The organism is Rhodopseudomonas palustris BisB18 (assembly GCF_000013745.1).
Lineage (GTDB): Bacteria > Pseudomonadota > Alphaproteobacteria > Rhizobiales > Xanthobacteraceae > Rhodopseudomonas_A > Rhodopseudomonas_A palustris_F.
Genome location: NC_007925.1, coordinates 4,882,831 through 4,909,135, shown reverse-complemented (window position 1 = coordinate 4,909,135; position 26,305 = coordinate 4,882,831). Strand labels below are relative to the sequence as shown.

Below are 26,305 nucleotides of genomic sequence, written 5' to 3'. Positions count from 1 at the left end.
CAAATCACGAACGCGCTTTGTTCGTCAAACCCGACGACGTGAGGCTCGCAATTTTGTCATCCCTCGGAACCGGGCTAATCTGCTGCGCTGGCAGACTACGGCTTGGGACAAGATTTCGCCGGCGCAAAACATGACCGAGTGGCTGGCGGCCGCGCGCCGTGGCGAGAGGATGATTGGCATGGGTCAGATCGTGAAGCTGTCACTGCTGCTCGGCGCGCTGGCGCAGGCGGCGCCGGCATTGGCCGACGAGTTCAAGCTGGCCAGCAACCAGCGGATTTCCTGCGGCCGCGGCTTCAGCGCCGGCAAGCTCAGCACCGCGACCTGCCGGTCTTTCGCGTATCTGTTCAATGTCCGCAGTTCGGAATATTTTCGCTGCACGGTGAGCCTGTCGATGACCCGCGACAGCAAGGAAATCCTCAACGTCCAGACCGACGGCGGCTGCGTCAAGAAGCCCCGGGTGTTCGACACCGACTCCAACTATTCGTTCGACGCCGCCGAGACCGAGCCGCCGAACACCAACTCGTTTTTCGGCACCGGCGGCTACGCGGTGTGGGTCAGCGACAACACCGCGCAGAAGGTTCGCGGTTGCATCATCATCAGCTCCGGGCTCGGATCCGATGTCGCCAAATGCGTCGACATGACGTTCGACTGACGGGGGAGGATGGCGGCGAAGGCGGATCGCGCGCCGCTCAATCGTACAGCCGCAGCGGCTGCGCCGTCGCCGAGCGGGCGAACTTCTTCAGTCCCATCGGCTTGCCGAACAGATAGCCCTGCACGGCGTCGAAGCCGATCTCGTGCGCGGTGAGAAAATCGGCGCGGTTTTCGATTCCGGTGGCCACGGTGCGCGCGCCATAGCCGTTGGCGAGTTCGACGATGCGGCGGCACACCGTCTGTTTCAGCCGGTCGTCGGCGCAGCCGGCGATGAATTCGCGGTCGACCTTCAATTCGACGAACGGAAAGCTGTCGAGGTCCATCAGCGCCGGCCAATCGACCCCGAGCCGGTCGATCGCAATCGCGATGTTGCGCAGCCGCAGCCGCTTGGCGGTATCGACCAATAGGTCGACATTGGCGATCACCTCGGCCGCGTCGACCTCGACGATCAGGCCGCGGAACGCCGGATGGGTCGGCATCCAGCTGCACAGGTCGTGCACGGCGTCGCGGTTGGCGAGAAACGAGATCGGCAGGTTGATCGACAGATCGGTCGCGCCGTGGCGTTCCAGAAGATAGTGCCAATCGGCGATGGTGCGGTTGATGACGAATTCCGACAGCGTGCGGAAGTGCTGATCGTCTTCCGCGGGAATGAAATGCGCCGGCGGCACCACGCCCCAGGTCGGATGCCGCATCCGCACCAGCGCTTCGGCGCCGCACGGCATCAAGCTGCGGGTGTCGATCTTGCGCTGATACCAGAGTTCGAGCCAGCCGGCCTTGAGCGCTTCGGCGACGTCGACCGCGGGACTCGGCACCGGCTCGGCGGGCAGCAGCATCGCCAGGCCCTGATGCAGCGTGCCGGCGCTGAACGGCGTCGGCAGCGGCGGCAGCATCGCCAGGCCGTGCTCGCGCCCCATCTGCTGAATCGCCGCGGTCATGATCGACTCCCGCGGGCAGATCGCCAGCACGTGTCCGGCAAAGCCGCGCTCGGCGAGCATTTCGATCATCCGCCCGGCCTCGACGCCCTCGACCGAGGAGCCGAGCACCACCAGATCCGGCTGATGCTGATCGAGGGCGGCGGCGAACTCGTCGGCCTTGCCGCATTCTCCGGTGATGAAGCCGAGGTCTTCGAGCGCGTCGGCGAGGAAGGTCCGCAGGTGCCTCTTGCTGTCGGCGATGCAGACCCGCGGGGCCACCTTTCGCCGTCCGAATGTCGCGAGTTGCGCTCTCCCAAGCTGGTCAACGCTCTTCATAGAAGTCCCCCAAAAGTCGGGTTTCGTTCTACTTAGCCGCAGCGGATTAAATTATGGAATCTTTGAGATGTCCTCATGAAGTCGCAGGTAGGGTTAAGCATGCAACAGAGATTCAAATTTGAATGATAACGATGCCGGTTGGTGCCGATCGCGTGTCATTTCAATACACGATGACCGGGCGCCGGCGGATTATCCGGGATTGACTTGCCGGGACTGCTCGCGATCCGGCACAGCGCCACGACATTCGCGCGACTAACGGCGATCCGGTGCGGCTAAGACCTTAACGTTTTCAGCGCGAGCCGCTCGCAGCTTGCCCGCGTTGGCGTGTTCGCGTCGTGACGGCGCCGCGGTTTCTGGCAATCTCGGCTTTGCGGCCGCACTCAGCGCAACGGTTGCGGCGACAGTTCGGCGGCTGCATCCGGCGCGGCGGCCGTCGCGGTCTCCGGCATCGCGATCAGAAACAGCGCCAGCGCCGCGGTCGCGACCGCGGCGAGAAACAGGAACGCCGCGGAATAACCGGCGGCGACCACGATCACGCCCGCCACGGCGCTGCTCAGCGCGCCGCCGAGCCCGGCCGCGGTGGCGATCGCACCCTGGCTGACGTTGAAATGCCCGGTGCCGCGGGTGAGGTCGGCGACCACCAGCGGAAACAGCGCGCCGAAGATGCCGGCGCCGACGCCGTCGAGTAGTTGCACCCCGACCAGCCAATACGCATTGTCGGACAACGGATACAGCGCGCCGCGCAGCGCCAGCACCCCGAGCGCGGTGGCGAAGATCGGTTTGCGGCCCCAGACGTCGGCCTTGTGTCCGACCAGCATCGCCACCGGCACCATCACCAGCTGCGCGGCGACGATGCACACCGACAGCAGCGTGGTGCCGAGATCCTTGTTGGCCAGCGCTAGCTTCTGCCCGACCAACGGCAGCATCGCGGCGTTGGCGAAGTGGAACAGCACCGTCGCGCCGGCGAAAACCAGCAGCGGTTTGCAGGTCAGCAGCACGCTGAAGCCGGACGGCTGGTCGTGATGTGGCGCGCCCGGCTCGGCCATTCCGTCGAGGCCGCGCGCGACGTGATCGTCGATGGCGTCGCGCGGAATCGCCAGCGTTGCGGCAATGCTGGCCAGCGCCATCACCGCCAGCAACCAGAACACCACGATCGGTCCGAACCCGTAGGCGAAGATCCCGGCGAGCGTCGCCGCGGCGGCGTTGCCGGCGTGATTGAACGCCTCGTTGCGGCCGATCCGTTTGGCGAAGGCGCGCGGGCCGACGATCCCCAGCGTCACCGCGGCGACCGCCGGCGGGAAGATCGCCGCCGCGGTGGCGGCCAGCGCCTGGGTCGCCGCCACCGCCGCGAAGCTCTGGATGAACGGCAGCGCCACCGAGGTCAGCGTCACCGCGATCGCGGCGATCACGATCAGCGCCCGCTTCGCCTTGCTGGCATCGATCAGCGCGCCGGCCGGAGTCTGCGCCACGATCCCGGCGACCGCCGCCACCGCGATCACCGCGCCGATCGAGGCCTGGTCCCATTGCTGTTCGGTGAGCAGATAGATCGACAGATAGGGCCCGAGGCCGTCGCGGACGTCGGCCAGGAAGAAGTTCAATGCGTCGAGCGGACGCCGGGCGGTGGTTTCATGCTGCGGCACGTCGGCCTCGCGGTGGGAATGGGTAGCCCGGTGCAACAGCCGCCGCGGCGGCGGGTTCCGGGCGCCGGCTCAGGCTTGTTCTATCGGACGCCTTGACCGCGGCGGTCGATCCGTCCACTTTCGCCGCAAAGCTAAAGGGAGAAGATCGCTCATGAAGTCCAGGTTGCTCGGCGTCGCGATTGCGGCCGCCTGTGTTCTGTCGGCGCCGCAGGCCCGCGCCCAACAATTCATCAATATCCTGACCGGCGGCACCTCCGGGGTGTACTACCCGCTCGGCGTCGCGATGGGCAAAATCTACGGCGACAAGATTCCGGGCGTGAAGACCCAGGTGCAGGCCACCAAGGCCTCGGTGGAAAATCTGGTGCTGCTGCAGCGCGGCAGCGGCGAGATCGCGTTCTCGCTCGGCGACTCGCTGAAGGCGGCGTGGGAAGGCGACGAGGAGGCCGGCTTCAAGAGCAAGCTCGACAAGCTGCGGGTGATCGGCGCGATCTATCCGAACTACATCCAGATCGTCGCCACCGCCGAGAGCGGCATCAAGACGCTGGCCGATCTGAAGGGCAAGAGCCTGTCGGTCGGGGCGCCGAAATCCGGCACCGAGCTGAACTCCCGCGCGATCCTGAAGGCCGCCGGGATGGACTACAAGGACATCGGCAAGGTCGAGTACCTGCCGTTCGCCGAATCCGTCGACCTGATGAAGAACCGCCAGCTCACCGCGACGCTGCAGTCCGCCGGCCTCGGCGTCGCCTCGCTGAAGGATCTGAGCAATTCCAGCGAGATCACCGTGGTGTCGGTGCCCAAGGAGGTGGTCGACAAGATCGGCCCGCCGTTCGTGGCGGCGACCATTCCGTCCGGCACCTACAAGGGCCAGGACAAGGACGTGCCGACCGCGGCGGTGATCAACTACCTGGTGACCAGTTCGGCGGTATCGGACGACGTCGCGTATCAGATGACCAAGCTGATCTTCGACAATCTGCCCGAACTCGCCAACGCCCACGCTGCCGGCCGCGAGATCAAGCTCGAAGGCGCCGCCACCGGCAGCCCGGTGCCGCTGCATCCCGGCGCGATCCGCTACTACAAGGAAAAGGGATTGATTAAGTAATTGCCCTCATCCTGAGGGGCCCGGCGGAGCGCGTAGCGCGAGACCGGGCGTCTCGAAGGATGAGGCCGCCGAGCCTTATGGTGTGGAACGCCGGCCGAAAACGCCACGAAAGCGATCAGGCACTTCGCTCAATACGTCATGGCCGGGCTCGTCCCGGCCATCCACGGAAACAGCCAAGGCGTCGCTGGTGGGCGTGGATGGTCGGGACGAGCCCGGCCATGACGCGGAGAGGGGACGCATCTTGCAGATACGTCGCCAGCTTGGAAATTGCGTTTGGATTTAGCGCCAGGGCGGCAGACATCACCGAGCCTTTGCTAGCTAGGAACACGACCCATGCTGCAGCCTGAAACCACCGCCGACCACATCCCTGGCAGAATCGAGTTCGACAATTTCGAACACGGCTTTCCGGAAGGTTTTGGGCCGCGCGGCTGGGATCATCTGGCCTACGGCGTCGCCATTGCGTTTGCGACATTCCAACTCGTCATCGCGGCCTGGAATATCTTGCCAAGCCAGGTGGTGCGCGGCGTCCATGTCGGCTTCCTGATCCTGTTGACCTTCGGGCTGATCGGCAATTTCACCGCCAAGAGCAATCTCGGTCGCACGCTGGGTTGGCTGGTCGGTAGCATCGGTTTTCTCTGCGGCCTGTACCAGTGGATCTTCTACGCCGACCTGATCGCGCGCGACGGCGATCCGACCAACACCGACCTCGTGATCGGCACGCTGCTGGCGATCCTGATCTTCGAGGGCACCAGGCGGCTGATGGGGCTGGCGCTGCCGCTGATGTGCGGGGTCTGCCTGCTGTACTGGTTCTTCGGGCAATATCTGCCGGCGCCGCTCAATCATCGCGGCTACGGCTTCGACCAGGTCATCACCCATCTGTCGTTCGGCACCGAGGGCTTCTTCGGCGTGCCGATCTACGTCTCGGCGACCTACATCTTCCTGTTCATCCTGTTCGGCTCGTTCCTGGAGCGCGCCGGCATGATCCAATTGTTCACCGACGTCTCGCTGGGATTGTTCGGCGGCACCCGCGGCGGACCTGCCAAGGTCGCGGTGTTTGCCTCCGGCATGATGGGCACGATCTCCGGCTCCGGCGTCGCCAACGTCGTCACCGTCGGCCAGTTCACCATCCCGTTGATGATCCGCTTCGGCTATCGCCGCGCCTTTGCCGCCGGGGTCGAGGCCACCGCCTCGATGGGCGGCCAGATCATGCCGCCGGTGATGGGCGCGGTGGCCTTCATCATGGCCGAGACGCTGGGGGTGGATTATTCCGTGGTGGTCAAGGCGGCGGTGATCCCGGCGATGTTGTATTTCGCCTCCGCCTTCTGGATGGTGCATCTGGAAGCCGGAAAATTCGGCCTGGTCGGGATGAAGAAGGCCGAGATCCCCAACGCCTGGAAGGCGCTGGTCCGTGGCTGGTATCTGGTATTGCCGCTGGCGGCGCTGATCTTCATGCTGTTCGAGGGCTTCACCCCGCTCTACGCCGGCACCATGGGGCTGGCGCTGACGGTGGCGCTGATCCTCGGCGCCAGCATCGTGCTGGGCGTTTCCAGCACCGCACTCCGCGTCATCTTCTGGATCGGGCTGGCGCTGATCGCGGGCGTGGTGTCGCGCCACGGCGTCGATATTTTCGCCATCGCCGGCATCGTCGGCGCGCTGGTGCTGCTCTCCAGCCTCAGCCAAGGCGGCCGGGCGACGCTGCATGCCTGCCGGGATTCGCTCGCGGTCAGCGCCAAGTCGGCGCTCACCGTCGGCATGGCCTGCGCCATCGTCGGCACCATCATCGGCATGATGACGCAGACCGGGGTCGGCACCATCTTCGGCGGCTGGGTGATCGGGCTCGGCGAGCACAGCCTGTTCCTGGCGCTGGTGATGACCATGCTGCTGTCGATCCTGCTCGGCACCGGCATTCCGACCATTCCGACCTACATCATCACCGCCGCACTGGCCGCGCCGGCGCTGGCGAATCTCGGCGTGCCGTTGATCGTCAGCCACATGTTCGCGTTCTACTACGGCATCATGGCGGACCTGTCGCCGCCGGTGGCACTCGCCGCTTTGGCGGCGGCGCCGATCGCCCGGGAAAATCCCGACAAGATCGGCTGGGAGGCGATGCGGATCGCGCTCGCCGGCTACGTCATTCCGTTCATCGCGGTGTATTCGCCGGCCTTGATGCTGCAGGACGGCGATCCGATGGCGGCGAAGATCGGGTTCACCGGCGCGGTGGTCTATGCATCAATCAAGGCGCTGGTGGCGATCGGGCTGTTCGGGATGGCGGCGATCGGCTTCCTGTTCACCCGGATGAGCGCGATCGAGCGGATCGTCGCGCTGGCGGGCGGGCTGTGTCTGCTCGGCGAATTTCCCTACAGCGACTGGGTGGGCTTTCCGCTCGGGCTCGCCATCGTGGCGTGGCAATGGCGGCAGCGGCCGCCGCGGCCCGAGGTCGCTCACGCGTGAGCCTGTGCCTGGTCTCGGCGGGCGCGCTGAAGACGTTGCAGATTGCGGCGTTCACGTTGGCCTGGACGCATTCGATCGAGAAGACCGCGTGGCAGGAAGACTGGCGCGTCACCGCGCAGGGGCTGCAACTGGTCGAGGCCCGCATCAAGGGGTTTGGCGCCGGCATGGAGCCGCCCCCCGACGCGCGATTGATCGACGGCTGGTTTCGATGGCATCCGCACAACCCGCCGCAGCCTGAATTGGCGCTCGGCAATTCGGCGGCCGCCGGCGAGTGGCGGCTGTGCGAAAGCGGGCGCTGCGCCACGCTGTCGGAGATTCTCGGCCACGACGTCGGCGTCCATGTCACGACGTTGAGTGCCTGCGAGCCGTAGCCGGGTTTCTCGCGGGCGACGAATCGCGCTAGGTCACCGGCATGGAGCGTCGATAAGGCGCCGTGTCCCGGGCGCGGAGCAGCGCCCTTCGCGCGGCTCCGTCGAACCGGGACCGTTACGAAGGCAGCCTCCGTAACGGCCCCGGCTCTGCAGCGCACCACGCCGCAAGCGCGGCATAGTGCGCTGCGTCCGGGGCACGCGTCCCGTCGATCTCATCGACACGGGTCGGCCGCCGGAGCTAGGCCGATTCACAATGACCTCGTTGCCACCCGATAGGACTTCATCGATGCGCCGGTTTTTGATCATCGCGGGGCTCAGTCTTGCCGCGCTGTTCGGCCTCGCCGCGCCAAGCTTTGCCACCGTCAGCGAGCCGGACGACGATCCTTTGATCGATCCCGCGCCCTGCGTGAATGCCGCGACCGACGGCGACGCCGACAACGTCATCGCGGTGTGCACCCCGCTGATCGATCAGGAGAAGACCGGCAAGCCGGAGCGCGTCAAGGCGCTGCTGGCGCGCGCCGCCGCGTTCGATCGCAAACAGCAATTCGATCGTGCGCTCGGCGACTATGACACCGCGTTGATGCTCGATGCCACAAAGCCCGACGGCTTCAATGCCCGCGGCGAGTTGCGGCGCCGGCAGGGCAACCGCCCCGGCGCGCTGGCGGATTTCGCCGCCGCGGTGAAACGCGACCCTCAGCACCAGGCTGCGCGCGCCAACTACAAATCGCTGGCGCTGGAATTGGAGCGGCTCGGCGCCCAGCTCGCGGTCAAGAACAAGCCGAGTTTCGATTGCAAGCAGGCCAAGCGGCCAGTGCAGAAGGCGATCTGCGCCGATCCGGAATTGGCCGATCTCGATCGCGAGATCGACGCTGCGCATCAGGCGAAACTACGCCACGCCGCTGCAGGAACGGTATCCCGCCGCGCCTTGCTGCGGGCGCAGGACGCCTACCTCGCCGAACGCAATGCGGCGTTCGGCCGCTCCACCGATGAGCTGCGCGCCGCGATGAAGGCCCGGCTGCGGCAATTGCGCGGCGGCAAGGCCGATTAGCCCGGCTGATCGACGCAAAACCCCCGTTCCAAGCGGCCGACGTCGTTGATTAGGAACAAAGGCGGGGTTGCTAACGCCGGCTAAAAGCTGGAGATGGCGGCAAACCGCCAATACGAGGGGAGAACGCGCCATGAATATCCATGAAAACAGCCGCTATCGCGAGGTCCACGCCCGATCGCTCGCCGACCCGGAAGGTTTCTGGGGCGAGGCGGCGCGTGAGATCGACTGGATCAAGCCCGCCGACAAGGTGTTCGACGCCTCGCTCGGGCTGTATGGCCGCTGGTTTGCCGGCGCCCAGGTCAACACCTGCTACAACGCACTCGACCGCCACGTCGAACGCGGCCGCGCCGATCAGCTGGCGCTGATCCACGATTCGCCCTTGACCGGCACCGTCACCAAACTGACTTACGCGCAATTACTCGAGGAAGTCGCGACGCTCGCCGCGGTGATGCAGGATTTCGGCGTCGCCAAGGGCGACCGCGTCATCCTCTATATGCCGATGGTGCCGGAGGCGATGGTGGCGATGCTGGCCTGCGCCCGGATCGGCGCGGTGCATTCGGTGGTGTTCGGCGGCTTCGCGTCGAAGGAACTCGCCACGAGGATCGACGACGCCAAGCCGAAGCTGATCCTGTCGGCGAGTTGCGGCATCGAGCCCGGCCGCATCGTCAAGTACAAGCCGTTGCTCGACGACGCCATCGCGCTGTCGGCAGCACCTCCGCAGGCCTGCATCATCCTGGAGCGGCCGCAGCAGACCTGCGAACTCACCCCCGGCCGCGATCACGACTGGGCCAGCTTGCGCGCCGCTGCACTCGCCGCCGGCAAGAAGGCCGATTGCGTGGCGGTCGAGGCCACCGACCCGCTGTATATCCTCTACACCTCCGGCACCACCGGCAAGCCGAAGGGCGTGGTGCGCGACAATGGCGGCCACCTCGTCGCGCTGAAATGGACCATGGAAAATCTCTACGGCGTCAAGCCCGGCGAAGTCTGGTGGTGCGCCTCCGACATCGGCTGGGTGGTCGGCCACAGCTACATCATCTACGGCCCGCTGATTCACGGCGCGACCTCGATCATGTATGAGGGCAAGCCGGTCGGCACCCCGGATGCCGGCGCGTTCTGGCGGGTCATTGCGGACTACGGCGCGGTGGCGCTGTTCACCGCGCCGACCGCGTTCCGCGCCATCCGCAAGGAAGACCCGGACGGCACCTTCTTCGGCAAATACGATCTGTCGAAGCTGCGCACCCTGTTCCTGGCCGGCGAGCGCGCCGATCCGCCGACGGTGGAATGGGCCGAAGAGATGCTGCACGTGCCGGTGATCGATCACTGGTGGCAGACCGAAACCGGTTGGTGCATCGCCGGCAATCCGGTTGGGCTCGGGCTGTTGCCGGTCAAGCACGGCTCGCCGACCGTGCCGATGCCGGGCTACGATATCAAGGTGGTCGACGAGGCAAGCCATCCGGTGCCGCTCGGCACCATGGGCTCGATCGTGATCAAGCTGCCGCTGCCGCCCGGCAACCTGCCGACGCTGTGGCAGCAGGACGAGCGCTGCCGGGAAAGCTACTTCATCGATTACCCCGGCTACTACAAGACCTCGGACGCCGGCTACATGGACGAGGACGGCTACGTCTTCGTGATGGGCCGCACCGACGACATCATCAACGTCGCCGGCCACCGGCTCTCCACCGGCGGCATGGAGGAAATTCTCGCCTCCCATCCCGACGTCGCCGAATGCGCGGTGCTCGGCATCAACGACCCCATCAAGGGCGAGGTGCCGTGCGGCTTCCTGGTGTTGAAGGCCGGCGTCACCCGCGACGCCGTCACCATCGAGCAGGAAGTGGTCAAGCTGGTGCGCGACAAGCTCGGGCCGGTCGCGGCGTTCAAGCTCGCCATTACGGTCGGCCGGCTGCCGAAAACCCGCTCCGGCAAGATTCTTCGCGGCACGATCAAGAAGATCGCCGATGGCGAGGAATGGGCGATGCCGGCGACCATCGAGGACCCGAAGGCGCTCGACGAGATCAGCGACGCGTTCAAGAGCCACGGCTGAGCCGGGGCACCGGGGCAGGCGGGCCGTCACGGCCGACTTGCCAGCGCAAGACTTGCAATTGCCGCGATCGCGGGGCAACTGGGCGGGCGAAATGCCCGTCCAGGAGAGCGCATGACCATCCCGACCCGCCCGATCGCGCTGCTGCTGGCGGCGCTGACGCTGTCCGCCTGCGCCACCCGCCACGACGTGCCCGCCGCCGCCAACATGGGCGACGACGACGAGTTCTGCCGCGCCAACAATGTCGCGGTGGGCTCCACCGACTATGTCAACTGCCGCAAGAACCGCGACGTCCAGCGTAGCAACGCCATCACCCGCGCCAACCGCGCCCAGCGCAATCTCGGCGAGTTCATGATGGATCACCCCGACCGACCCTGAGCGCGGCGCGGCCTCAGGCCGAGTAAGCGACGCGCTATGTCTGCGCCTTTCGTCTATACTACCCGCACATGGTACCGGTGCTTATTCGCGCCGCGAACCGTTGCGCGCGTAGCTGTGACAATGCCGCCACGCACACACCAAAACACCGTCGATTTGATTTAGATCAAACTTAGAAAAGCTCTTCCTGCGCTGGTTCCCGCCAGCGGGCGCGCTCGCGCCCGCGGGGTAATCCTAACAGGGGCAGGTAATGAGGAAGCTATTGGTTGCGATGTCGGCGCTGATGTTGGCGACGGCGCTGAATGGGGTATCGGCGACCGCCGAGGCCGCCGACATGCCGGCGGGCAAGCCGTTCTACAAGGCGCCCGTGGTCGAGGCGTGGAATCCCTGGATGATCCGGCTGCGCGCGCTCGGCGTCGTGACCCGCGATTCCGGCACCGTCAACGGCATCGCCGGCTCCGACCTCGCCACCTCCGACGTCGTGGTGCCTGAGCTCGACATCTCGTATTTCTTCACCCGCAACATCGCGGCGGAATTGATCCTCGGCGTCACCAAGAACCACGTCACCGGCGCGGGCTCGCTGGCCGGCGTCGACGTCGGCAAGTCCTGGCTGCTGCCGCCGACGCTGACGCTGCAATATCACTTCACCGATTTCGGCGCGTTCAAGCCCTATGTCGGCGCCGGCGTGAACTACACGTTCTTCTTCAGCCAGTCGGCGGCGGGCGGCACCGTGACCGACAGCCACCTCAAGGACACCGCGGCGCCGGTGGTGCAGGTCGGCTTCGACTACATGATCAACAATCATTGGGGCTTCAACGTCGACGTCAAGAAGCTGTGGCTGCGCCCGGATTGGAACGGCACGCTGGCCGGCGGTGTGCCGGTCTCCGGCAAGGTCAACCTCGATCCGTGGCTGATTGGCACCGGCATCACCTACAAGTTCTGATTTTTCATAATTGCGCGCGGGGCGGGGCGGAGCGATCCGCCCCGCTTTTGTTGTGTAGCGGTCTGTTGGCGGAGCAGCGCCACATTGCCTTCGCCCGCCAGTTCGGCTTTGGTGCCGGCCATTCATCCAATGCGCGCGGCGCCACGAGGACACCACATGGACATCAAGGTCAGGGATTCCAACGGCGCGCTGCTCGCCGAGGGCGACACCGTCACGCTGATCAAGGATTTGAAGCTGAAGGGCTCCTCCACCGTGCTGAAACGCGGCACCGTGATCAAGAACATCCACCTCACCGAAGACCCGGCCGAAATCGAAGGCCGCACCGACAAGGTCAAAGGGCTGGTGCTGCGCACCGAGTTTCTGAAGAAGGCGTGAGGGCAGGGGGCGACCTGACGGCCACGGGATCCGGTTGAGCCGGCCCTTTAACGCGCTAAGCTTGGTTTCGGCGGCGCGGTGGGGCGATCGACGACATGGGCGCGGACATCCAATTCCCGCTGGAATTTCTTGTGGTGGGAACGCCGGTTTCCTTGCAGGCCAAGCGGCGGGAATCGATCGAACAGTGGAAGGCGCAGATCATCGCCGCCAGTCGGGCGGCGCTGCCGGAGGGGCATTTCGCCAGCGGCAGCCCGATCGCAGCAACGTTGTTCTACTTCCCTGCCTCGGAAATGGCCGGCGATATCGACAATATCATCAAGCCGGTTCTCGATGCACTGGGGCGCAATGTCTATCTGGACGATCGACAGGTGCACCGTGTGCTGGTTCAGAAGTTCGAGCCCGGCAACGTATTCGGGTTCGGCTCGCCTAGCCCGGTCTTGCAGCAGGCCTTAATCCAGAGCGAGCCTGTCCTATATATCCGGTTGTCCGACGATCCATTCGAGGACCTCACCTGATGAACCGTCTCGAGAGCAGTCTTGGCAGCAGCGAAGCGGAAGTGATCGAGAGCCTGCTGCCGAAATACCAGGCGGAGGGCTTTGACGTTTATGTGAACCCTTCGCCGGCGATTCTTCCGCCTTTCATGCAGGCCTATCGGCCCGATGCCATCGCGCTCAAGAAAGGCAAGAAGATTGCCATTGAGATCGTCGGCCCGACGTCTCCATCCGACAACAAGATTGAAGGGCTGCAGTCGCTATTTGCCGGTCAGAGCGATTGGGAGCTGCAGGTTTTCTATGCCTCGCCGTTGGCCTCCGGCAGAAACTTGGGGATAGCCTCTCGCCAATTGATCGATGGGTCGATTCGGCAGGTGGAGACGTTGCTCTCCGCCGGTCATCGTCACCCGGCGCTGGTGATGGCCTGGGCGACCTTCGAGGCGGTCGGGCGGGCGCTGCTCCCCGATCAGTTGCAGCGCCCGCAGACGCCGGCCCGCCTGGTCGAGGTGCTGGCGTCGGACGGCTATGTCACGCCCGACGAAGCCCATGTGCTGCGGCGCGCCATCGCGCCACGCAACGCGGTCGCGCATGGCGACCTCGATGCCGTGGTGGATGACGGACTGCTCGAGCGGTTCGTCGCGATTCTGCGGACCTTGGCCGACATGGTGCCGGCGGCGGCGTAGACCGACACCGCGCACCGACAAGGTCAAAGGGCTGGTGCTGCGCACCGAGTTTCTGAAGAAGGCGTGAGCGGAGCCTGTGGCTGCAGCGGGCTTTCGTCGGCACAGTTCGCGACCGGAGCCGCCGCCTGCAGCCGCGCGATCTCGGATTCCAGCCGCTCGTTGACCAGGATCAGCGCCTTGATCGCGCCGACGAGGTTGCCGTCGCAGGAAGCGATGATGTCGTCGATCTGCGCGTCAATCCGGTTACCCATCACGCCACCTCGGTCGGTTGCTGCTACGGTCACTTGCCGTATCGACGAAGTATCGTCGCCGGATTGAGGCGGAATTTTTCCGCCATTCCGGCGCGATTGAGATCTGCGACTTTTCCACAGGGGGCACAGCCGCCTGCGGCGGGATGAGGTTCGCTTGACGGCCATTGCAGCCGGGCGGGTCGCCCCGATCAGGTTTCGACGTAAGCCGCGATGCTGGTGGCGGCGGGTACCGGCAGGCCGTCCTCTTTAAAACCGTCGATGTGAAAGCGAATGGCGGCGCGGATTTCAGTCTCGACCGCCGCGACGCTGTCGCCGGTCGCGACGCAGCCCGGCAGGTCCGGCACATAGGCCGAATAATTGCCGCCTGTTCGATTACGATGGCGTAGCGCATCAGCGCCGCTCCTTGAGCCCGCCCGCAGCTTAGCCGAGTGCAACAGCCCTGCAACCGGGGCCTCGCGCCTGCTCCGCGCCTCCCCCTTTGGTCGGGGCCGCTCCGCGCCGCTCGGGCCTTGACATCGCCGGCCGTGGATGATGGTTTAGCCGCCATGCGCACGGCAGCCCGCCTTTCCCGTCTCTGGTGGCCCACCTTCTGAAGGTGGCCGGTGCGATTTCCATTTTTCCAATCGTCAAGGCCGTCAACGCAGTGCGACGGCCTTTTGTTTGTTTGCCCTGCGTTCCCAGCCTTCCGCAACACCGAGTTTTGCGACGGGGCCAGCGTTTAAGGAGCAAGGACAGATGAACCGAACCGTATTCGCGCTGCCCGCGCGCAGCGATTACGCCACCGCCGGCGGGCTTTCGGTGACGCGCAGCGTGCAGCAATTCACCGGCGGCGACGCGCTCGACAATCTGATCGACCTGCTCGACCACCGCCCCGGCGTGATGCTGTCGTCCGGCACCACGGTGCCCGGCCGCTACGAGAGCTTCGACCTCGGCTTCGCCGATCCGCCGCTGCGGCTGGTTTCCACCGGCGACAACTTCGCGTTGACCGCGCTGAACGCCCGCGGCGAGGTGCTGCTGGCGTTCCTCGCCGCCACCCTGCAGGAGCCCTGCGTGGTGATCGACAAAGTCGCCGGCCGCCAGATCGACGGCCATATCATCCGCGGCGAAGCGCCGGTCGACGAGGACCAGCGCACCAGGCGCGCCAGCATGATGTCGCTGGTGCGGGCGCTGGTGGCGGCGTTCGCCTCGCCGGGCGATCCGATGCTCGGGCTGTTCGGCGCCTTCGCCTATGACCTGGTGTTTCAGTTCGAAGATCTGAAGCCAAAGCGCGCCCGCGAAGCCGACCAGCGCGACATCGTGCTGTACGTCCCGGACCGGCTGTTGGCCTATGACCGCGCCACCGGCCGCGGCGTGCATCTGGCCTACGAATTCTCCTGGAACGGCCGCTCCACCGAGGGGCTGTCGCACGACACCCCGGACAGCGTCTACGCCAAGAGCCCACGGCAGGGCTTTGCCGATCACGCCCCCGGCGAATATCAGGCCACGGTGGAGGTCGCCCGCGCGGCGTTCGCCCGCGGCGATCTGTTCGAGGCGGTGCCCGGGCAATTGTTCGCCGAGCCGTGCGAGCGCTCGCCGGCGGAAGTATTTCAGCGGCTCTGCCGGATCAATCCGTCGCCCTACGGCGCCTTGATGAATCTCGGCGACGGCGAATTTTTGGTGGCGGCGTCGCCGGAAATGTTCGTGCGCTCGGACGGGCGCCGCATCGAGACCTGCCCGATTTCCGGCACCATCGCGCGCGGCGTCGACGCCATCGGCGACGCCGAGCAGATCCGGCAATTGCTGAATTCGGAGAAAGACGAATTCGAGCTCAACATGTGCACCGACGTCGACCGCAACGACAAAGCGCGGGTCTGCGTGCCGGGCACAATTAAAGTTCTCGCGCGCCGCCAGATCGAAACCTATTCAAAACTGTTCCACACCGTCGACCACGTCGAGGGCATGTTGCGGCCGGGCTTTGATGCGCTCGACGCCTTCCTGACCCACGCCTGGGCGGTGACGGTGACCGGGGCGCCGAAATTATGGGCGATGCAGTTCGTCGAGGACCACGAGCGCTCGAGCCGCCGCTGGTACGCCGGCGCGATCGGCTGCGTGAATTTCGACGGCAGCATCAACACCGGGCTGACCATCCGCACCATCCGGATGAAGGACGGCCTCGCCGAAGTCCGCGTCGGCGCCACGCTATTGTTCGATTCCGATCCGGTCGCCGAAGAGAAGGAATGTCAGACCAAGGCCGCGGCGCTGTTCCAGGCGCTGCGCGGCGATCCGCCGAAGCGGCTGTCGGCGCTGGCGCCGGACGCCTCGGGCTCCGGCAAGAAGGTGCTGCTGATCGATCACGACGACAGCTTCGTGCACATGCTGGCGGATTACTTCCGCCAGGTCGGCGCTCAGGTCACCGTGGTGCGCTACATCCACGCGCTGCCGATGCTGGCGAACAACGACTACGATCTGCTGGTGCTGTCGCCCGGCCCCGGCCGGCCGGAGGACTTCAAGATCAAGGCGACGATCGACGCTGGGCTGCAGAAGAACATGCCAATCTTCGGGGTGTGCCTGGGCGTGCAGGCGATGGGCGAGTATTTCGGCGGCCAGCTCGGGCAATTGGCGCAGCCGGCGCATGGCCGGCCGTCGAAGATCCAGGTCCGCGGCGGCACGCTGATGCGCGGCCTGCCGGACGAGATCGTGATCGGCCGCTATCACTCGCTCTATGTCGAGCAGGACAGCATGCCCGAGGTGTTGGCCGTCACCGCCGCCACCGAGGACGGCATCGCCATGGTGATCGAGCACAAGACCTTGCCGGTCGGCGGCGTGCAGTTTCATCCCGAATCGCTGATGTCGCTCGGTGGCGAGGTCGGCCTGCGGATCGTCGAAAACGCCTTCCGGCTTGGTCTTCCGGCCAATTGACCGCCACTTGGAAAGGACGTCTTGGAATGTCCGTCGCAGCAGTGAAAGACCTTACGATGACCATCGCCTACGATCTCAAGGCCAGCGTCCGTACCATCCCGGACTATCCGAAACCGGGCATCCTGTTCCGTGACATCACCACGCTGCTCGGCGACGCCCGCTCGTTCCGCTGCGCGATCGACGAATTGGTGCAGCCCTGGGCCGGCTCCAAGATCGACAAGGTCGCCGGCATCGAAGCGCGCGGCTTCATCATCGGCGGCGCCATCGCGCATCAGGTGTCGTCGGGCTTCGTGCCGATCCGCAAGAAGGGCAAGCTGCCGCACACCACGGTGAGCATGTCCTACGCGCTGGAATACGGCTCCGACATCATCGAGATGCACGTCGACGCCATCAAGCCCGGCGAGCGCGTGATCCTGGTCGACGACCTGATCGCCACCGGCGGCACCGCGGAAGGCGCCATCAAGCTCTTGCGCCAGACCGGCGCCGAGATCGTCGCCGCCTGCTTCATCATCGACCTGCCGGAGCTTGGCGGCGCCGCCAAGATCCGCGACATGGGCGTGCCGGTCCGCGCGCTGATGGAATTCGAAGGCCACTGAGCGGCGGCCGTCCACGCGATTCTGCGTCATCCTGAGGAGCCCGGCGATGCGCATAGCGCGAAGTCGGGCGTCTCGAAGGATCGGCGGCAAGCGCGTCGCCGGCGCCCGTCGCGTCACCCGGTTTCGCAGGCCATAGCCGGTTCGCGGCAACGGAAGGGTATTGGTGCCGTCAAGCAGGTTGGGACTGCACCAATGTAAGGATGTCTTCTAAAGGGTATAGCATTTTAGGAAGCTTGGTATTCTCAGAATAGATTCTGAATCCAAGGCTCTCGTAGAACGCCGTGGAATCAGCATCGACCGAGATCAGCTCGAGCTGGTTGATTCCGTCCGGTCTGAGCGGCCTTACAGCAGGCGTTTGCCGGGACGGCCCGTGCTGGCGCGCCGGCGACATGGCGAAGAGCGGTTCACTGCTCGCTATCGGCATCCGCTGCGGCCGATCACGGTCGATATGACGGACGGCGGCCCGGCGGATGCTCAGACGAGAAACTAATCCAGAACGTCACACAGGCGAATTCTAGGATGGCCTGTTCATAAGCCCGTCAGCAGCACGCCACTGCGGTAGGGTCGCCGAATCCACAATTAGATCGACGAGATTGGTGGCGATGTTCCGCCGTCGTTGTCGTCGTCATCCAGATCTAGAGCTTCTATCGGCTTGTACGCGTCTGATTGTCCAGGATGCCTGATCGCGGCGATCTCAACGACGCCATTTCGCTGTCGAACCGTGAGAATATAGGGATTTACTACCATTCGGCGCGTGCCGGGGATCAACCCCGGCGGAGCGCTGTGCGGATGTTCCGCCAATAGGCGTCGAGCTTCCTGCATACGAGCGATGATTTTTTCGGCCGCCGCTGGACTTCGCTCGGCGATGTAAGTGATTTGCTCCAAAACCACTGTCGGGCTTTCGGAGTCATCCGGGCAAGACGCGGAGCCATCAGCCGGCAATCCCGCGACGCCTTAGCTTGGCTTGATCAACGATCCTGGTAGCTTCGTCCATAACTCCATCAAAATCGACGCCGTCACCACGATCCAGCGCAGCCAGACCGTCCGCCTCTCGCAGGATATCGGCACCCTCTTCAGCCAGAAAATGACTGAGGGCCCGCAGCATCACCCAAGTGCGGTCGCGATCCAGTGCTCTTGCGATCTGCTCGAAGGCATCAACCGTAGATGTGGGGACCCTGAGAGAAATTTGAGTTTTATCAGTCTGCTCGGACATCGAATGGCCCTCTAATCTCATGTAACCCAGTGTATCCCAACGTATCCCATGGATCAAGCTTGGAATCACGTTACGGATGAGACGTGCCAAAATGCGTCACTCGATGTGTCCAGATCTCGCAGCGCCGCGGACGATCAAGGTCGATATCACGAACGTCGGCCCGGCCTCGCCCAAACCAGCCGCCAAACAAGAACGTCGCAACGGCAAACTCCGAGATCAGCTGTTCAAAAACCCGTCGGCAAGACGCGCTGCGGGACAAACCCTGACGAATCTCGCAAGGTCTTCCGAACGTTCATCCCCTTGGCTCCAAGGGGAGGGATAAGATAGTGCCACTATATTTGGCGTGTCCCTGAGTAAACGGGATAAGCAGTAAGCCAGCATGCGCAGTGATCGCGGTAACTTTTGAGAAGACGTCCATCAACAGATGCGACCCCAGAGCTTGACGCTGATAATTCGTATCGACCGCCAAGAAACTCAAATTCACGGCTGGAAACGCTGTGTAGTTCCGGATGTACTTGTCTTTGTTGGTCTCGGAGAGTTCTGAAACGCTGTCGGAACCGAGCTGCAAAGCGTAGTATCCGATGACGTTGTCGGAGCCTTCAAGGAAGGCGCAAAAGACCCCGTGCTCCATCCTGCGCGCGGCCTTTTTCGTTTGTTCTTTAAGAAATTATCGAGCGGTTCCGTTGCGTAGCGCAAGGGCGTTCCACCAGCGCATAAAGGCTAAGATGACGGGGTTGCTCATGGGCCTAATCCAGTGGGTTGCCGCTAGGCCAACTGATTATCCTTTAAAAATAGTGTTCTTTCCAAAAAGTTCAATTGAGGCATCTCAAGAGCATGCCGCATCTTTGGGCTCACAGCCGCTCGACCTGGCCGTAGCCGAGATTGGCGGAGATTTCCGCCGCGGTGGCGCAGAGCTTTTCGGCCAGCACCGGGAAGCGCTCCGGCTCGATGTCGAGCACTGTGCCGACCGCGCTGATCGCTGCGATGATGCGGCCCTTCATGTCGAATACTGGGGCTGCGACGCAGCGAATGCTCGGCGCGTCCTCCTCGTCGTCGAACGCCCAGCCGCGCGCTCGCACCGCTTTCAGCAGCGCGCGGAATTTCGCCGGATCGGTGATGGTCGACGGCGTCTTCGCCTCCCAGGTGGCGTTGCGCAGCTTGTCCTCGATCTCGCCAGGCGACAGCCACGCCAGCAGCACTTTGCCGAGCGACGAGGAATGTAGCGACAACCGCTTGCCGATCCAGGTGTTGACCCGGATCTCGCGTAAGCCCTCGACCTTCATCAGATAGACCGCCTCGGTGCCCTCCATGACGCCGAGGTGGCAGGTCAATTCGACTTCCTGGGCCAGCCGCTTCAGCGCCGGCAGCGCCGACTGCTCGATCTTGCGCTGGCTGGCGGCGATGGTGCCGAGTTCGAACAGCCGAAGGCCTAGCACATAGCCGCGGTCGGCCTGCAATTGCAGCGCGCCGACCTTGCACAGCGTGCTGATCAGGTGGTGGCAACTGCTGTTGGGAAGGCCAAGCCGGGACCTGATCGCCGCGAAGCCGATGCCGGGCTCTTGGGCGATCAGATCGAGGATCGCAAAACCCTTGGTCAGGGCAGGGGCCGCCGAGCGCTCCTCGGGCGCGACCGTCCGGTCATTCACAGTCTCCATGCTCATCTCAACCTCCGTCGTCATTCGGCCGTGGATCGCCTGGATCGCGCGCCGAAGCAACTTGCCGTCCGGCTGCGCGGCGGGACGCCCCCGACGAACTGCGTAGTTTTACGGAACTTGACGATTCCGCCGCATCATAATACTGCCTATTCCACACCAGGAAATCAAGTTCCATATACGGAATTACTATCGGAGACCATCCCATGCCCCTTCCCCTGCTTCGCGGCGTCATCCCGCCAGTCCCCACCATTCTGCATGACGACGGCACTTTCGATTCGGTAGGCATGGGGCGTGTGATTGACCGATTGCTGGAGAGCGACGTCAACGGCTTCCTGTTCCTGGGCAGCGCGGGGGAATTCGCCCATCTGACCACGGTGCAGCGCAAGGCGATCGCCGAGTTCTGCATTGCGCGGGTCGCGGGTCGCAAGCCGGTGATCATCGGCACCGCCGCCTGCGGCACCCTCGAGGCGATCGAACTCGGTCAGCACGCCGCCGCCGCCGGCGCCGATGCGGTGATCGTGGTCAATCCCTACTACGCGCGGCTGACCGAGGAACGGATCTACCTGCACTACCGAAGCATCGCGGAAGCGGTGCCGGTGCCGGTGCTGCTCTACAATTTCCCGGCCCTGACCGGCGAGGATCTGTCGATCGAGTTGGTCGGCCGGCTGGCGCGCGACTGCCCCAACATCGTCGGCATCAAGGACACCGTCGACTGCCTCAGCCACATCCGTCGGCTGATCACCGAGGTGAAGAGCGTTCGGCCGGACTTCCTGGTGTTCTGCGGCTTCGACGAATACGTGCTCGACACCTTGATGCTCGGCGGCGACGGGGTGATCCCGGCGACCTCGAATTTCGCCCCGGAAGTGACCTGCGGCATCTACGCCGCCTTCAACCGCGGCGACTTTGCCGCGCTGGGCCCGCTGATGCGCCGGCTCGCGGTGCTGTGCCAGATCTACATCACCGACGTTCCGTTCACCGGTCTGGTGAAGGAAGCCCTCGTCAAGACCGGGCTCGACATCTCGACCGCGGTCGCGGCCCCCGCGACACGCCCCGATGCTGCCACCTGCGCGCGCCTGGACGAGATCCTGATCTCGGCCGGCGTCATCGCCGCCTGACCCCCGGGGACGGCCCTCGGGCCGTCCCCGCCAAGATCCAACACCAAGATCCAACACCAAGATCCAAAACCAAGCCCCAAACAATGCCGGCGCTTTGGTCCCGGCACGGTGAACCACAGCGGACCCGGGCGCCAACCGGGCCGGACCCTTCCAAGACAACTCAATGGGAGCCACAGTTATGACCGCCATAGCCATCGACAATGCACGTCCCATTCCCTCCGCACGCTGGTGGCGGATCATCCCGCCGGCGATCCTGGTCTACATCTTCTCCTTCATGGACCGCACCAACATCGGCTTCGCGATGGCCGGCGGCATGAACGAATCGCTGCAGATGACCGCATCGATGTCCGGCCTCGCCGCCGGCATCTTCTTCATCGGCTACGTGATGCTGCAGGCTCCGGCCGGCCACTGGGCCGAGCACCGCAGCGCCAAGAATTTCATCGGCTGGTCGATCCTGGTCTGGGGCGGCTTGTCGATTCTGTGCGGCTTCGTGCAAAACTCCACCCAGCTTCTGATCATCCGCTTCCTGATCGGCGTCGCCGAGGGCGGCGTCTGGCCGGCGATGCTGGTGATCCTCAGCCACTGGTTTCCCAATGAGGAACGTGGCCGCGCCAACGCGTACTTCATCATGAACATCGCCATCGCCTCGATCATCACCGGGCCGTTGTCCGGCTGGATCATCTCCTCGTTCGGCTGGCGCTGGGTGTTCATCGGCGAAGGCGTGTTGTCGCTGCTGCTGATCCTGGTGTGGTTTCCGCTGATTTCCGACAGTCCCGCGACCGCGAAGTGGATCTCCAAGGAAGAGCGCGACTATCTCACCACGCGTCTCGCCGCCGAACAGGAAGAGATGAAGAGCAAGGACCGTGCGCCGATCTCCTACGGCGCGGTGATGCGCGATCCCAACATGTGGAAGCTGATCCTGCTGTATCTGTTCTATCAGATGGGCATCTACGGCTTCGCGATGTGGCTGCCGACGCTGCTCAAGGAATTGACCAACACCGGCATGACCGGCATCGGCTTCCTGTCGATGTTCCCCTACATCGCGATGATCTTCGGCCTGTACGGCTTCGCCCAGCTGTCCGACCGCTCCGGCAACCGCCGCCGCTACACCGCGCTGCCGATCCTCGGCTTCGCCATCTGCTTCCTGCTGTCGACCTTGCTCAAGGACCACATCTGGGTGTCGTTCGGCTTCCTGGTCGCCTGCGGCTTGTTCATGCAGTCGGCCTCGTCGATCTTCTGGACCATCCCGCCGCTGTTGTTCCCGTCCGAAGTCGCCGGTGGCGTCCGCGGCATCATCAATGCGCTGGGCAATCTCGGCGGCTTCGTCGGCCCGTTCGCGGTCGGTTGGCTGCGCACCTCGTTCGATAGCTACGACGTCGGCGTGTACTTCCTGGTCGGCATGTTGGTGATCGGTTTCTTCATCGCCCTCAGCCTGCCGGCCAAGACCACCGGCCGCACCGCCTGACCCCCGCAGCACGCGCACAAAGGAGTAATTCCAATGTCTGACCAGAAATGCGGCCATGTTCGCGATCTGTGGGCCCAGGTCGACGCCCTGATGATGGGGATGAACTGGACCGAGGAGGATCTCGAAAAGAAGCAGATCCTGATCGACGACGTCCAGGGCGACAGCCATCCCGGCAGTTTCCACCTCGACGTGCTCGCCGACGAAGCCTCGATCGGCGTCTATGAGACCGGCGGCAAACCCGCCAAGTTCCACGTCACCGACATCTGCGACGGCTGGGCGCAGGGCCACGAGGGCATGAACTACATTCTCGCCTCGCGCGGCATCATCGCCGACATGGTCGAGATTCATGCCTCGGTGATCCCGTGGGACGGCATGATCCTGTTGTCGGGCTGCGACAAGTCGACCCCGGCGCATCTGATGGCGGCGGCGCGGATGGACATTCCGACCATCCACATCCCGTCCGGAGCGATGCGCTCGGGGCCCGGCAACTCGACCTCGGGCCTCGCCGGCCCGCTGTCGGCGCGCAACAAGAAGGGCGAGGTCGGCAAGGCCGAGATGACCAACTACAAGCTGACCGGTTGTCCGTCCTGCGGCGCCTGCCAGTTCATGGGCACCGCCAGCACCATGCAGTGCATGTCGGAAGCCCTCGGTCTCGCGCTGCCCGGCACCGCCTTGATGCCGGCGACGATGACTGAGATTCGCCGCGCCTCGCGCGCGGCGGGCAAGCAGATCATGCGTCTCGCCGCGGCCGGCCTGACCGCGCGCAAGATCATGACCGAAGCCGCTTTCCGCAACGCCATGATGGTCCATGCGGCGATCGGCGGCTCGACCAACGCCTACATCCACATGCCGGCGATCGCCCATGAATTGGGGATCTCAGTCGATCCGCGCGAAATGGACGCCATCGGCCAGAAGGTGCGCTACCTGACCTCGATCCAGCCCAGCGGCAAATACACCGCGGAGCTGTTCTGGTTCGCCGGCGGCGTGCCGATGATCCAATGGTTGATGCGCGAGCAGCTCGATCTCGACGTCATGACGGTGACCGGCCGCTCGCTCGGCGACAACCTCGAACTGCTGCAGAACGACGGCTTCTTCGAGCGTGGCCGCGGTCATCTGCGCAGCTACTCGATCCCGGCGGAGGAGGTGATCCGCCCGTTGGCGAAGTCCGACAAGTTCGGCTCGATCGCCGTGCTCGAGGGCAATATTGCCCCCGACGGCGCGGTGGTGAAATACGCCGCGGTCAAGCCGGCGATGCATGTCCACACCGGTCCGGCCGCGGTGTTCGACAGCGAGGACGAGGCCCAGGTCGCGATCGTCGCCGGCAAGATCGATCCCGGCGCCGTTGTGGTGATCCGCTACGAAGGCCCCAAGGGCTCCGGCATGCCGGAGATGTTCATGACCACCGACGCGATCGTCTATGACGCGCGGCTGAACGGCACGGTCGCCATCGTCACCGACGGGCGTTTCTCAGGCGCCACCAGCGGTCCGTGCATCGGTCACGTGTCGCCGGAAGCCGTCGATGGCGGCCCGATCGCGCTGGTCGAGAATGGCGATCTGATCGAGATCGACATTCCCAGCCGCGCGTTGCGGGTGGTCGGCGTCGCCGGCGCGCCGCGCACGCCGGACGAGGTCGCGGCGATCCTGACCGCGCGCCGCGCGGCCTGGACGCTGCCCGCCCGCGCGCCCAAGAAGGGCGTGCTGGCGCGCTATTCGAAGTCGGCGGTCTCGGCGATGGCCGGGGCCTACATGGAGTAACGACGGCGACGGCGGTCGTCGTCGCGGCCCATAGTGGCTGAAAGCAACAAGCCCTCGCGTTCGCGCGAGGGCTTTTTGCCGACTGCCCCCAATTCAACCGCGGACGTCATTCCGGATTGCGAGTTCGTCAGAACGAGCAAGTCCGGAATCCATAATCCCTGCGGTGGTTATGGATTCCGGGCTCGCTCGCAGCTTGCGCTGCTCGCGCCCCGGAATGACGGCCAGGGATTTTCCTAGCGCATCAATCCGAACGTCTCGACTACCGCTGCCTCACCAGTTCCAGATCGCGGAAGCTGAAATAGTTCTTCCGGATCCACTGGTGCAGCTCGGTCGAGGAATCCTTCTCGGTGCGCAGATAGCCGGTGAAGGAGAAATTCAGCCGGTCGATATAGGTCTTCAGGAACGTCGGCAGCGCGTCGATCGGCAGCACGCGGCCGCGCGCGAACACCGCCGGCATCTCGCCGCGCAGCGCGTAGTCGTTGGCGACGGTGACCAGCGCGCGGGGCGGGATCTGCGCCTGCAGCATGTCGTAGCCGCGCAGCGAGCCGCGGTCGGTGTCGGCGACGAACAGGATCTGCGGCGCCACCTGGCGGCGCGCCGCCTCCTTGAGATAGCCGATCTCCTCCGACATCTTGAAGAACTCGTCGAAGGCGTGGAAACCGAGATCCACCACCTTGGCGATGCCGTCGTCGAGGATCAGCCGATCCATCAGCGCCATCTTGCCGAAGGTGTCGTCGACGCTGGCGGTCTCGGTCAGCCGCGGCAGGTAGTCGAGCAGCGACGGCTCTTTCAGGTTGACGTCGAACGCCACCACGTCGCCGCGCTGCAGCGCCAGAAATTCGGCGAGCAGCCGCGCGATCAGCGTCTTGCCGACGAACGGCCGCGGCGAGCAGATGATGTAGACCGGGGTGCGGGCCATGGGGCGATATCAGGCGAGGTGATCGCCTGATTCAACCAAATTCCGGCGCTTTGCAACTATTTCTCACCGTCGTGGACGCCGCCCGCCACGGCGTTGCTCGGCGGCCGGCCGGTCGGCTTTTCCTTGCCGACAATGTCGGTCAATTTGATGCGGTCGAACTCGCTCCAGACGTTGGCGAGCCAGTGCCGGACATAGCCGCGCAACACGAAGGAGTAATTCGCCGGCTCGTCCTGGGTGCCCTTGTTGGCGACGAATTTCAGGAACGGCACCGACGAGACCTCGACCTGCTCGTAGGCCATCTCGTTGAGCTTCGGGATCACCAGCTCGGTGGCGTCCTTGATGCGGTGGAAGTACGAATTGTAGGTCGCCTGGTCCCACTCGAAGAAGCTGGTGTTGTTGATGAAGTTCTTCACCAGGAAGTATTTGGCGCCCTGCATGAAGCCCGCGGTCTCGGCGATCTCGTCCAAGGATGCGATCGAGGGTCCCAGTATATGGAACACCGCGAAGGTGATCTGGCCGGATTTCGCGGCGTCGAGAAAGCCGATGTCGCGCAGATTCGCCAGCGCGTTGGACATCAGTCCGGCGCGGACGTCGATCACCGTCACCGACGGCGACGCCGAATTCAGCGTGTCGAAGATCTTCATCTGGTCCGCGGTCGTCGTCATGTCGACGATCTCGGTGATGTCGGGATGGAAGCGCTTCAGGGTGCCGCGCGGCGATTCGGTGTCGAACGCCCGGGTCGGCACGTTGTTGGCGCTGAAATAGTCGAGCAAGGTGCGCGAGACCGTGGTTTTTCCGACGCCGCCTTTGTCGGCACCCACAACAATCACTGCTGGCTTCGCCATGAGAATCCTTCTTGGGGCCGGTGTGTTGCCGCCAGCGCGTGAGCGAGACTCACGCGCGCGGACCGCCCCTTCTGCTTTGGTCGAGAACATGGCAGAAACAAGGGATATTTCAATCGGCGAGGTTGCCGCCCACCGAATAGCTCACAAATTCCTGGTGCTGCGTGCCGGCGCGGCACCG

Annotated in this window: 25 protein-coding genes and 1 pseudogene; 16 read left to right on the top strand and 10 right to left on the bottom strand. The window is 64.6% G+C overall.

The window, feature by feature from the left end; genetic code table 11:
- Positions 1-178: 178 nt before the first annotated feature.
- Positions 179-652 carry a hypothetical protein gene (locus RPC_RS22045; RefSeq protein WP_041803190.1) on the top strand — a complete coding sequence of 158 codons (474 nt, stop codon included), beginning with the start codon at positions 179-181 and terminating at the stop codon, positions 650-652.
- 37 nt (positions 653-689) lie between these two features.
- Here RPC_RS22045 and RPC_RS22040 read toward each other — a convergent pair whose 3' ends face one another.
- Together RPC_RS22040 and RPC_RS22035 are read right to left on the bottom strand one after the other, a co-directional pair.
- A complete protein-coding gene (locus RPC_RS22040; protein ID WP_011474806.1) occupies positions 690-1,901 on the bottom strand; it encodes an EAL domain-containing response regulator in 1,212 nt (403 codons plus the stop codon).
- A 380-nt stretch (positions 1,902-2,281) separates the two neighbouring features.
- Complete coding sequence (locus RPC_RS22035) at positions 2,282-3,541, bottom strand: MFS transporter (RefSeq protein WP_011474805.1); 1,260 nt, start codon at positions 3,539-3,541, stop codon at positions 2,282-2,284.
- A 151-nt stretch (positions 3,542-3,692) separates the two neighbouring features.
- On the opposite strand from RPC_RS22035, the gene RPC_RS22030 reads away from it, so the two are divergent.
- The 10 genes from RPC_RS22030 (at position 3,693) to RPC_RS21985 (ending at position 13,415) form a co-directional block, all read left to right on the top strand.
- The gene (locus RPC_RS22030; protein ID WP_011474804.1) at positions 3,693-4,640 is read left to right on the top strand and encodes a TAXI family TRAP transporter solute-binding subunit; all 948 of its coding nucleotides are present in this window, start codon (positions 3,693-3,695) and stop codon (positions 4,638-4,640) included.
- A gap of 333 nt (positions 4,641-4,973) precedes the next feature.
- Positions 4,974-7,091 (top strand): TRAP transporter permease, encoded by a 2,118-nt coding sequence (locus tag RPC_RS22025; protein ID WP_011474803.1) that lies wholly within the window; start codon positions 4,974-4,976, stop codon positions 7,089-7,091.
- The gene (locus RPC_RS22020; RefSeq protein ID WP_011474802.1) at positions 7,088-7,462 is read left to right on the top strand and encodes a DUF1850 domain-containing protein; all 375 of its coding nucleotides are present in this window, start codon (positions 7,088-7,090) and stop codon (positions 7,460-7,462) included. Before RPC_RS22025 ends, RPC_RS22020 begins: the two co-directional genes overlap by 4 nt.
- Before the next feature lie 286 nt (positions 7,463-7,748).
- Positions 7,749-8,510 (top strand): hypothetical protein, encoded by a 762-nt coding sequence (locus RPC_RS22015; RefSeq protein WP_011474801.1) that lies wholly within the window; start codon positions 7,749-7,751, stop codon positions 8,508-8,510.
- 130 nt (positions 8,511-8,640) lie between these two features.
- Positions 8,641-10,551, top strand: coding sequence for a propionyl-CoA synthetase (locus RPC_RS22010; protein WP_011474800.1), 1,911 nt, complete (start codon positions 8,641-8,643; stop codon positions 10,549-10,551).
- A 111-nt stretch (positions 10,552-10,662) separates the two neighbouring features.
- Positions 10,663-10,926, top strand: a complete 264-nt coding sequence (locus RPC_RS22005) for a hypothetical protein (RefSeq protein WP_011474799.1) — start codon at positions 10,663-10,665, stop codon at positions 10,924-10,926.
- Positions 10,927-11,173: 247 nt separating this feature from the next.
- Positions 11,174-11,866, top strand: coding sequence for an OmpW/AlkL family protein (locus tag RPC_RS22000; RefSeq protein ID WP_011474798.1), 693 nt, complete (start codon positions 11,174-11,176; stop codon positions 11,864-11,866).
- A gap of 156 nt (positions 11,867-12,022) precedes the next feature.
- Positions 12,023-12,241, top strand: coding sequence for an alkylphosphonate utilization protein (locus tag RPC_RS21995; protein ID WP_011474797.1), 219 nt, complete (start codon positions 12,023-12,025; stop codon positions 12,239-12,241).
- Between the two features lie 95 nt (positions 12,242-12,336).
- Positions 12,337-12,756: a RusA family crossover junction endodeoxyribonuclease gene (locus RPC_RS21990; protein ID WP_011474796.1), complete on the top strand. Its 420-nt coding sequence runs from the start codon at positions 12,337-12,339 to the stop codon at positions 12,754-12,756.
- Positions 12,756-13,415, top strand: coding sequence for a hypothetical protein (locus RPC_RS21985; RefSeq protein ID WP_011474795.1), 660 nt, complete (start codon positions 12,756-12,758; stop codon positions 13,413-13,415). The genes RPC_RS21990 and RPC_RS21985 overlap by 1 nt, the downstream gene beginning before the upstream one ends.
- A gap of 23 nt (positions 13,416-13,438) precedes the next feature.
- On the opposite strand, the gene RPC_RS21980 is transcribed toward RPC_RS21985, so the two are convergent.
- Both RPC_RS21980 and RPC_RS21975 read right to left on the bottom strand, forming a co-directional pair.
- Entirely contained in the window at positions 13,439-13,699 is a 261-nt protein-coding gene (locus RPC_RS21980; RefSeq protein WP_157043272.1) for a hypothetical protein, read from the bottom strand.
- Between the two features lie 155 nt (positions 13,700-13,854).
- Positions 13,855-14,057, bottom strand: a pseudogene (locus RPC_RS21975) (type II toxin-antitoxin system HicB family antitoxin).
- Positions 14,058-14,401: 344 nt separating this feature from the next.
- Between RPC_RS21975 and RPC_RS21970 the strand changes: the two are divergent.
- Positions 14,402-16,564 carry an anthranilate synthase component I gene (locus tag RPC_RS21970; RefSeq protein WP_011474792.1) on the top strand — a complete coding sequence of 721 codons (2,163 nt, stop codon included), beginning with the start codon at positions 14,402-14,404 and terminating at the stop codon, positions 16,562-16,564.
- 56 nt (positions 16,565-16,620) lie between these two features.
- Positions 16,621-17,160, top strand: coding sequence for an adenine phosphoribosyltransferase (locus RPC_RS21965; RefSeq protein WP_041802201.1), 540 nt, complete (start codon positions 16,621-16,623; stop codon positions 17,158-17,160).
- Positions 17,161-17,739: 579 nt separating this feature from the next.
- Here RPC_RS21965 and RPC_RS25720 read toward each other — a convergent pair.
- From RPC_RS25720 to RPC_RS21945, 4 genes are all read right to left on the bottom strand, one after another.
- Positions 17,740-18,102 (bottom strand): type II toxin-antitoxin system RelE/ParE family toxin, encoded by a 363-nt coding sequence (locus RPC_RS25720; RefSeq protein ID WP_011474790.1) that lies wholly within the window; start codon positions 18,100-18,102, stop codon positions 17,740-17,742.
- Positions 18,092-18,373 carry a CopG family ribbon-helix-helix protein gene (locus RPC_RS21955; protein ID WP_041802199.1) on the bottom strand — a complete coding sequence of 94 codons (282 nt, stop codon included), beginning with the start codon at positions 18,371-18,373 and terminating at the stop codon, positions 18,092-18,094. Before RPC_RS21955 ends, RPC_RS25720 begins: the two co-directional genes overlap by 11 nt.
- A gap of 292 nt (positions 18,374-18,665) precedes the next feature.
- Positions 18,666-19,004 carry a hypothetical protein gene (locus RPC_RS21950; protein WP_011474788.1) on the bottom strand — a complete coding sequence of 113 codons (339 nt, stop codon included), beginning with the start codon at positions 19,002-19,004 and terminating at the stop codon, positions 18,666-18,668.
- A 220-nt stretch (positions 19,005-19,224) separates the two neighbouring features.
- Positions 19,225-20,034, bottom strand: coding sequence for an IclR family transcriptional regulator (locus tag RPC_RS21945; protein ID WP_011474787.1), 810 nt, complete (start codon positions 20,032-20,034; stop codon positions 19,225-19,227).
- A gap of 197 nt (positions 20,035-20,231) precedes the next feature.
- Here RPC_RS21945 and RPC_RS21940 point away from each other — a divergent pair, with 197 nt between their 5' ends.
- The 3 genes from RPC_RS21940 to ilvD all read left to right on the top strand — a co-directional run bounded on the left by RPC_RS21940 (position 20,232) and on the right by ilvD (position 24,363).
- Positions 20,232-21,143: a dihydrodipicolinate synthase family protein gene (locus RPC_RS21940; RefSeq protein WP_011474786.1), complete on the top strand. Its 912-nt coding sequence runs from the start codon at positions 20,232-20,234 to the stop codon at positions 21,141-21,143.
- Positions 21,144-21,321: 178 nt separating this feature from the next.
- Positions 21,322-22,608, top strand: coding sequence for an MFS transporter (locus tag RPC_RS21935; protein ID WP_011474785.1), 1,287 nt, complete (start codon positions 21,322-21,324; stop codon positions 22,606-22,608).
- A 33-nt stretch (positions 22,609-22,641) separates the two neighbouring features.
- Positions 22,642-24,363, top strand: a complete 1,722-nt coding sequence (gene ilvD / locus RPC_RS21930; protein ID WP_011474784.1) for a dihydroxy-acid dehydratase — start codon at positions 22,642-22,644, stop codon at positions 24,361-24,363.
- 259 nt (positions 24,364-24,622) lie between these two features.
- Here the strand turns inward: ilvD and RPC_RS21925 are convergent, their stop codons facing one another.
- The gene (locus RPC_RS21925; RefSeq protein ID WP_011474783.1) at positions 24,623-25,282 is read right to left on the bottom strand and encodes a hypothetical protein; all 660 of its coding nucleotides are present in this window, start codon (positions 25,280-25,282) and stop codon (positions 24,623-24,625) included.
- Between the two features lie 56 nt (positions 25,283-25,338).
- Entirely contained in the window at positions 25,339-26,127 is a 789-nt protein-coding gene (locus RPC_RS21920) for a hypothetical protein (protein ID WP_011474782.1), read from the bottom strand.
- Positions 26,128-26,305 lie beyond the last annotated feature (178 nt).

Coding starts and splice junctions, on each gene's coding strand:
- RPC_RS21920 (WP_011474782.1), bottom strand. CDS start 26,127: ATGGCGAAGCCAGCAGTGATTGTTGTGGGTGCCGACAAAGGCGGCGTC.
- RPC_RS21925 (WP_011474783.1), bottom strand. CDS start 25,282: ATGGCCCGCACCCCGGTCTACATCATCTGCTCGCCGCGGCCGTTCGTC.
- RPC_RS22025 (WP_011474803.1), top strand. CDS start 4,974: ATGCTGCAGCCTGAAACCACCGCCGACCACATCCCTGGCAGAATCGAG.
- ilvD (WP_011474784.1), top strand. CDS start 22,642: ATGTCTGACCAGAAATGCGGCCATGTTCGCGATCTGTGGGCCCAGGTC.
- RPC_RS21970 (WP_011474792.1), top strand. CDS start 14,402: ATGAACCGAACCGTATTCGCGCTGCCCGCGCGCAGCGATTACGCCACC.
- RPC_RS21955 (WP_041802199.1), bottom strand. CDS start 18,373: ATGTCCGAGCAGACTGATAAAACTCAAATTTCTCTCAGGGTCCCCACA.
- RPC_RS22045 (WP_041803190.1), top strand. CDS start 179: ATGGGTCAGATCGTGAAGCTGTCACTGCTGCTCGGCGCGCTGGCGCAG.
- RPC_RS21935 (WP_011474785.1), top strand. CDS start 21,322: ATGACCGCCATAGCCATCGACAATGCACGTCCCATTCCCTCCGCACGC.
- RPC_RS22010 (WP_011474800.1), top strand. CDS start 8,641: ATGAATATCCATGAAAACAGCCGCTATCGCGAGGTCCACGCCCGATCG.
- RPC_RS22040 (WP_011474806.1), bottom strand. CDS start 1,901: ATGAAGAGCGTTGACCAGCTTGGGAGAGCGCAACTCGCGACATTCGGA.
- RPC_RS21940 (WP_011474786.1), top strand. CDS start 20,232: ATGCCCCTTCCCCTGCTTCGCGGCGTCATCCCGCCAGTCCCCACCATT.
- RPC_RS21965 (WP_041802201.1), top strand. CDS start 16,621: ATGACCATCGCCTACGATCTCAAGGCCAGCGTCCGTACCATCCCGGAC.
- RPC_RS21995 (WP_011474797.1), top strand. CDS start 12,023: ATGGACATCAAGGTCAGGGATTCCAACGGCGCGCTGCTCGCCGAGGGC.
- RPC_RS22015 (WP_011474801.1), top strand. CDS start 7,749: ATGCGCCGGTTTTTGATCATCGCGGGGCTCAGTCTTGCCGCGCTGTTC.
- RPC_RS22000 (WP_011474798.1), top strand. CDS start 11,174: ATGAGGAAGCTATTGGTTGCGATGTCGGCGCTGATGTTGGCGACGGCG.
- RPC_RS22005 (WP_011474799.1), top strand. CDS start 10,663: ATGACCATCCCGACCCGCCCGATCGCGCTGCTGCTGGCGGCGCTGACG.
- RPC_RS21945 (WP_011474787.1), bottom strand. CDS start 20,034: ATGAGCATGGAGACTGTGAATGACCGGACGGTCGCGCCCGAGGAGCGC.
- RPC_RS22030 (WP_011474804.1), top strand. CDS start 3,693: ATGAAGTCCAGGTTGCTCGGCGTCGCGATTGCGGCCGCCTGTGTTCTG.
- RPC_RS21990 (WP_011474796.1), top strand. CDS start 12,337: ATGGGCGCGGACATCCAATTCCCGCTGGAATTTCTTGTGGTGGGAACG.
- RPC_RS21950 (WP_011474788.1), bottom strand. CDS start 19,004: ATGGAGCACGGGGTCTTTTGCGCCTTCCTTGAAGGCTCCGACAACGTC.
- RPC_RS21985 (WP_011474795.1), top strand. CDS start 12,756: ATGAACCGTCTCGAGAGCAGTCTTGGCAGCAGCGAAGCGGAAGTGATC.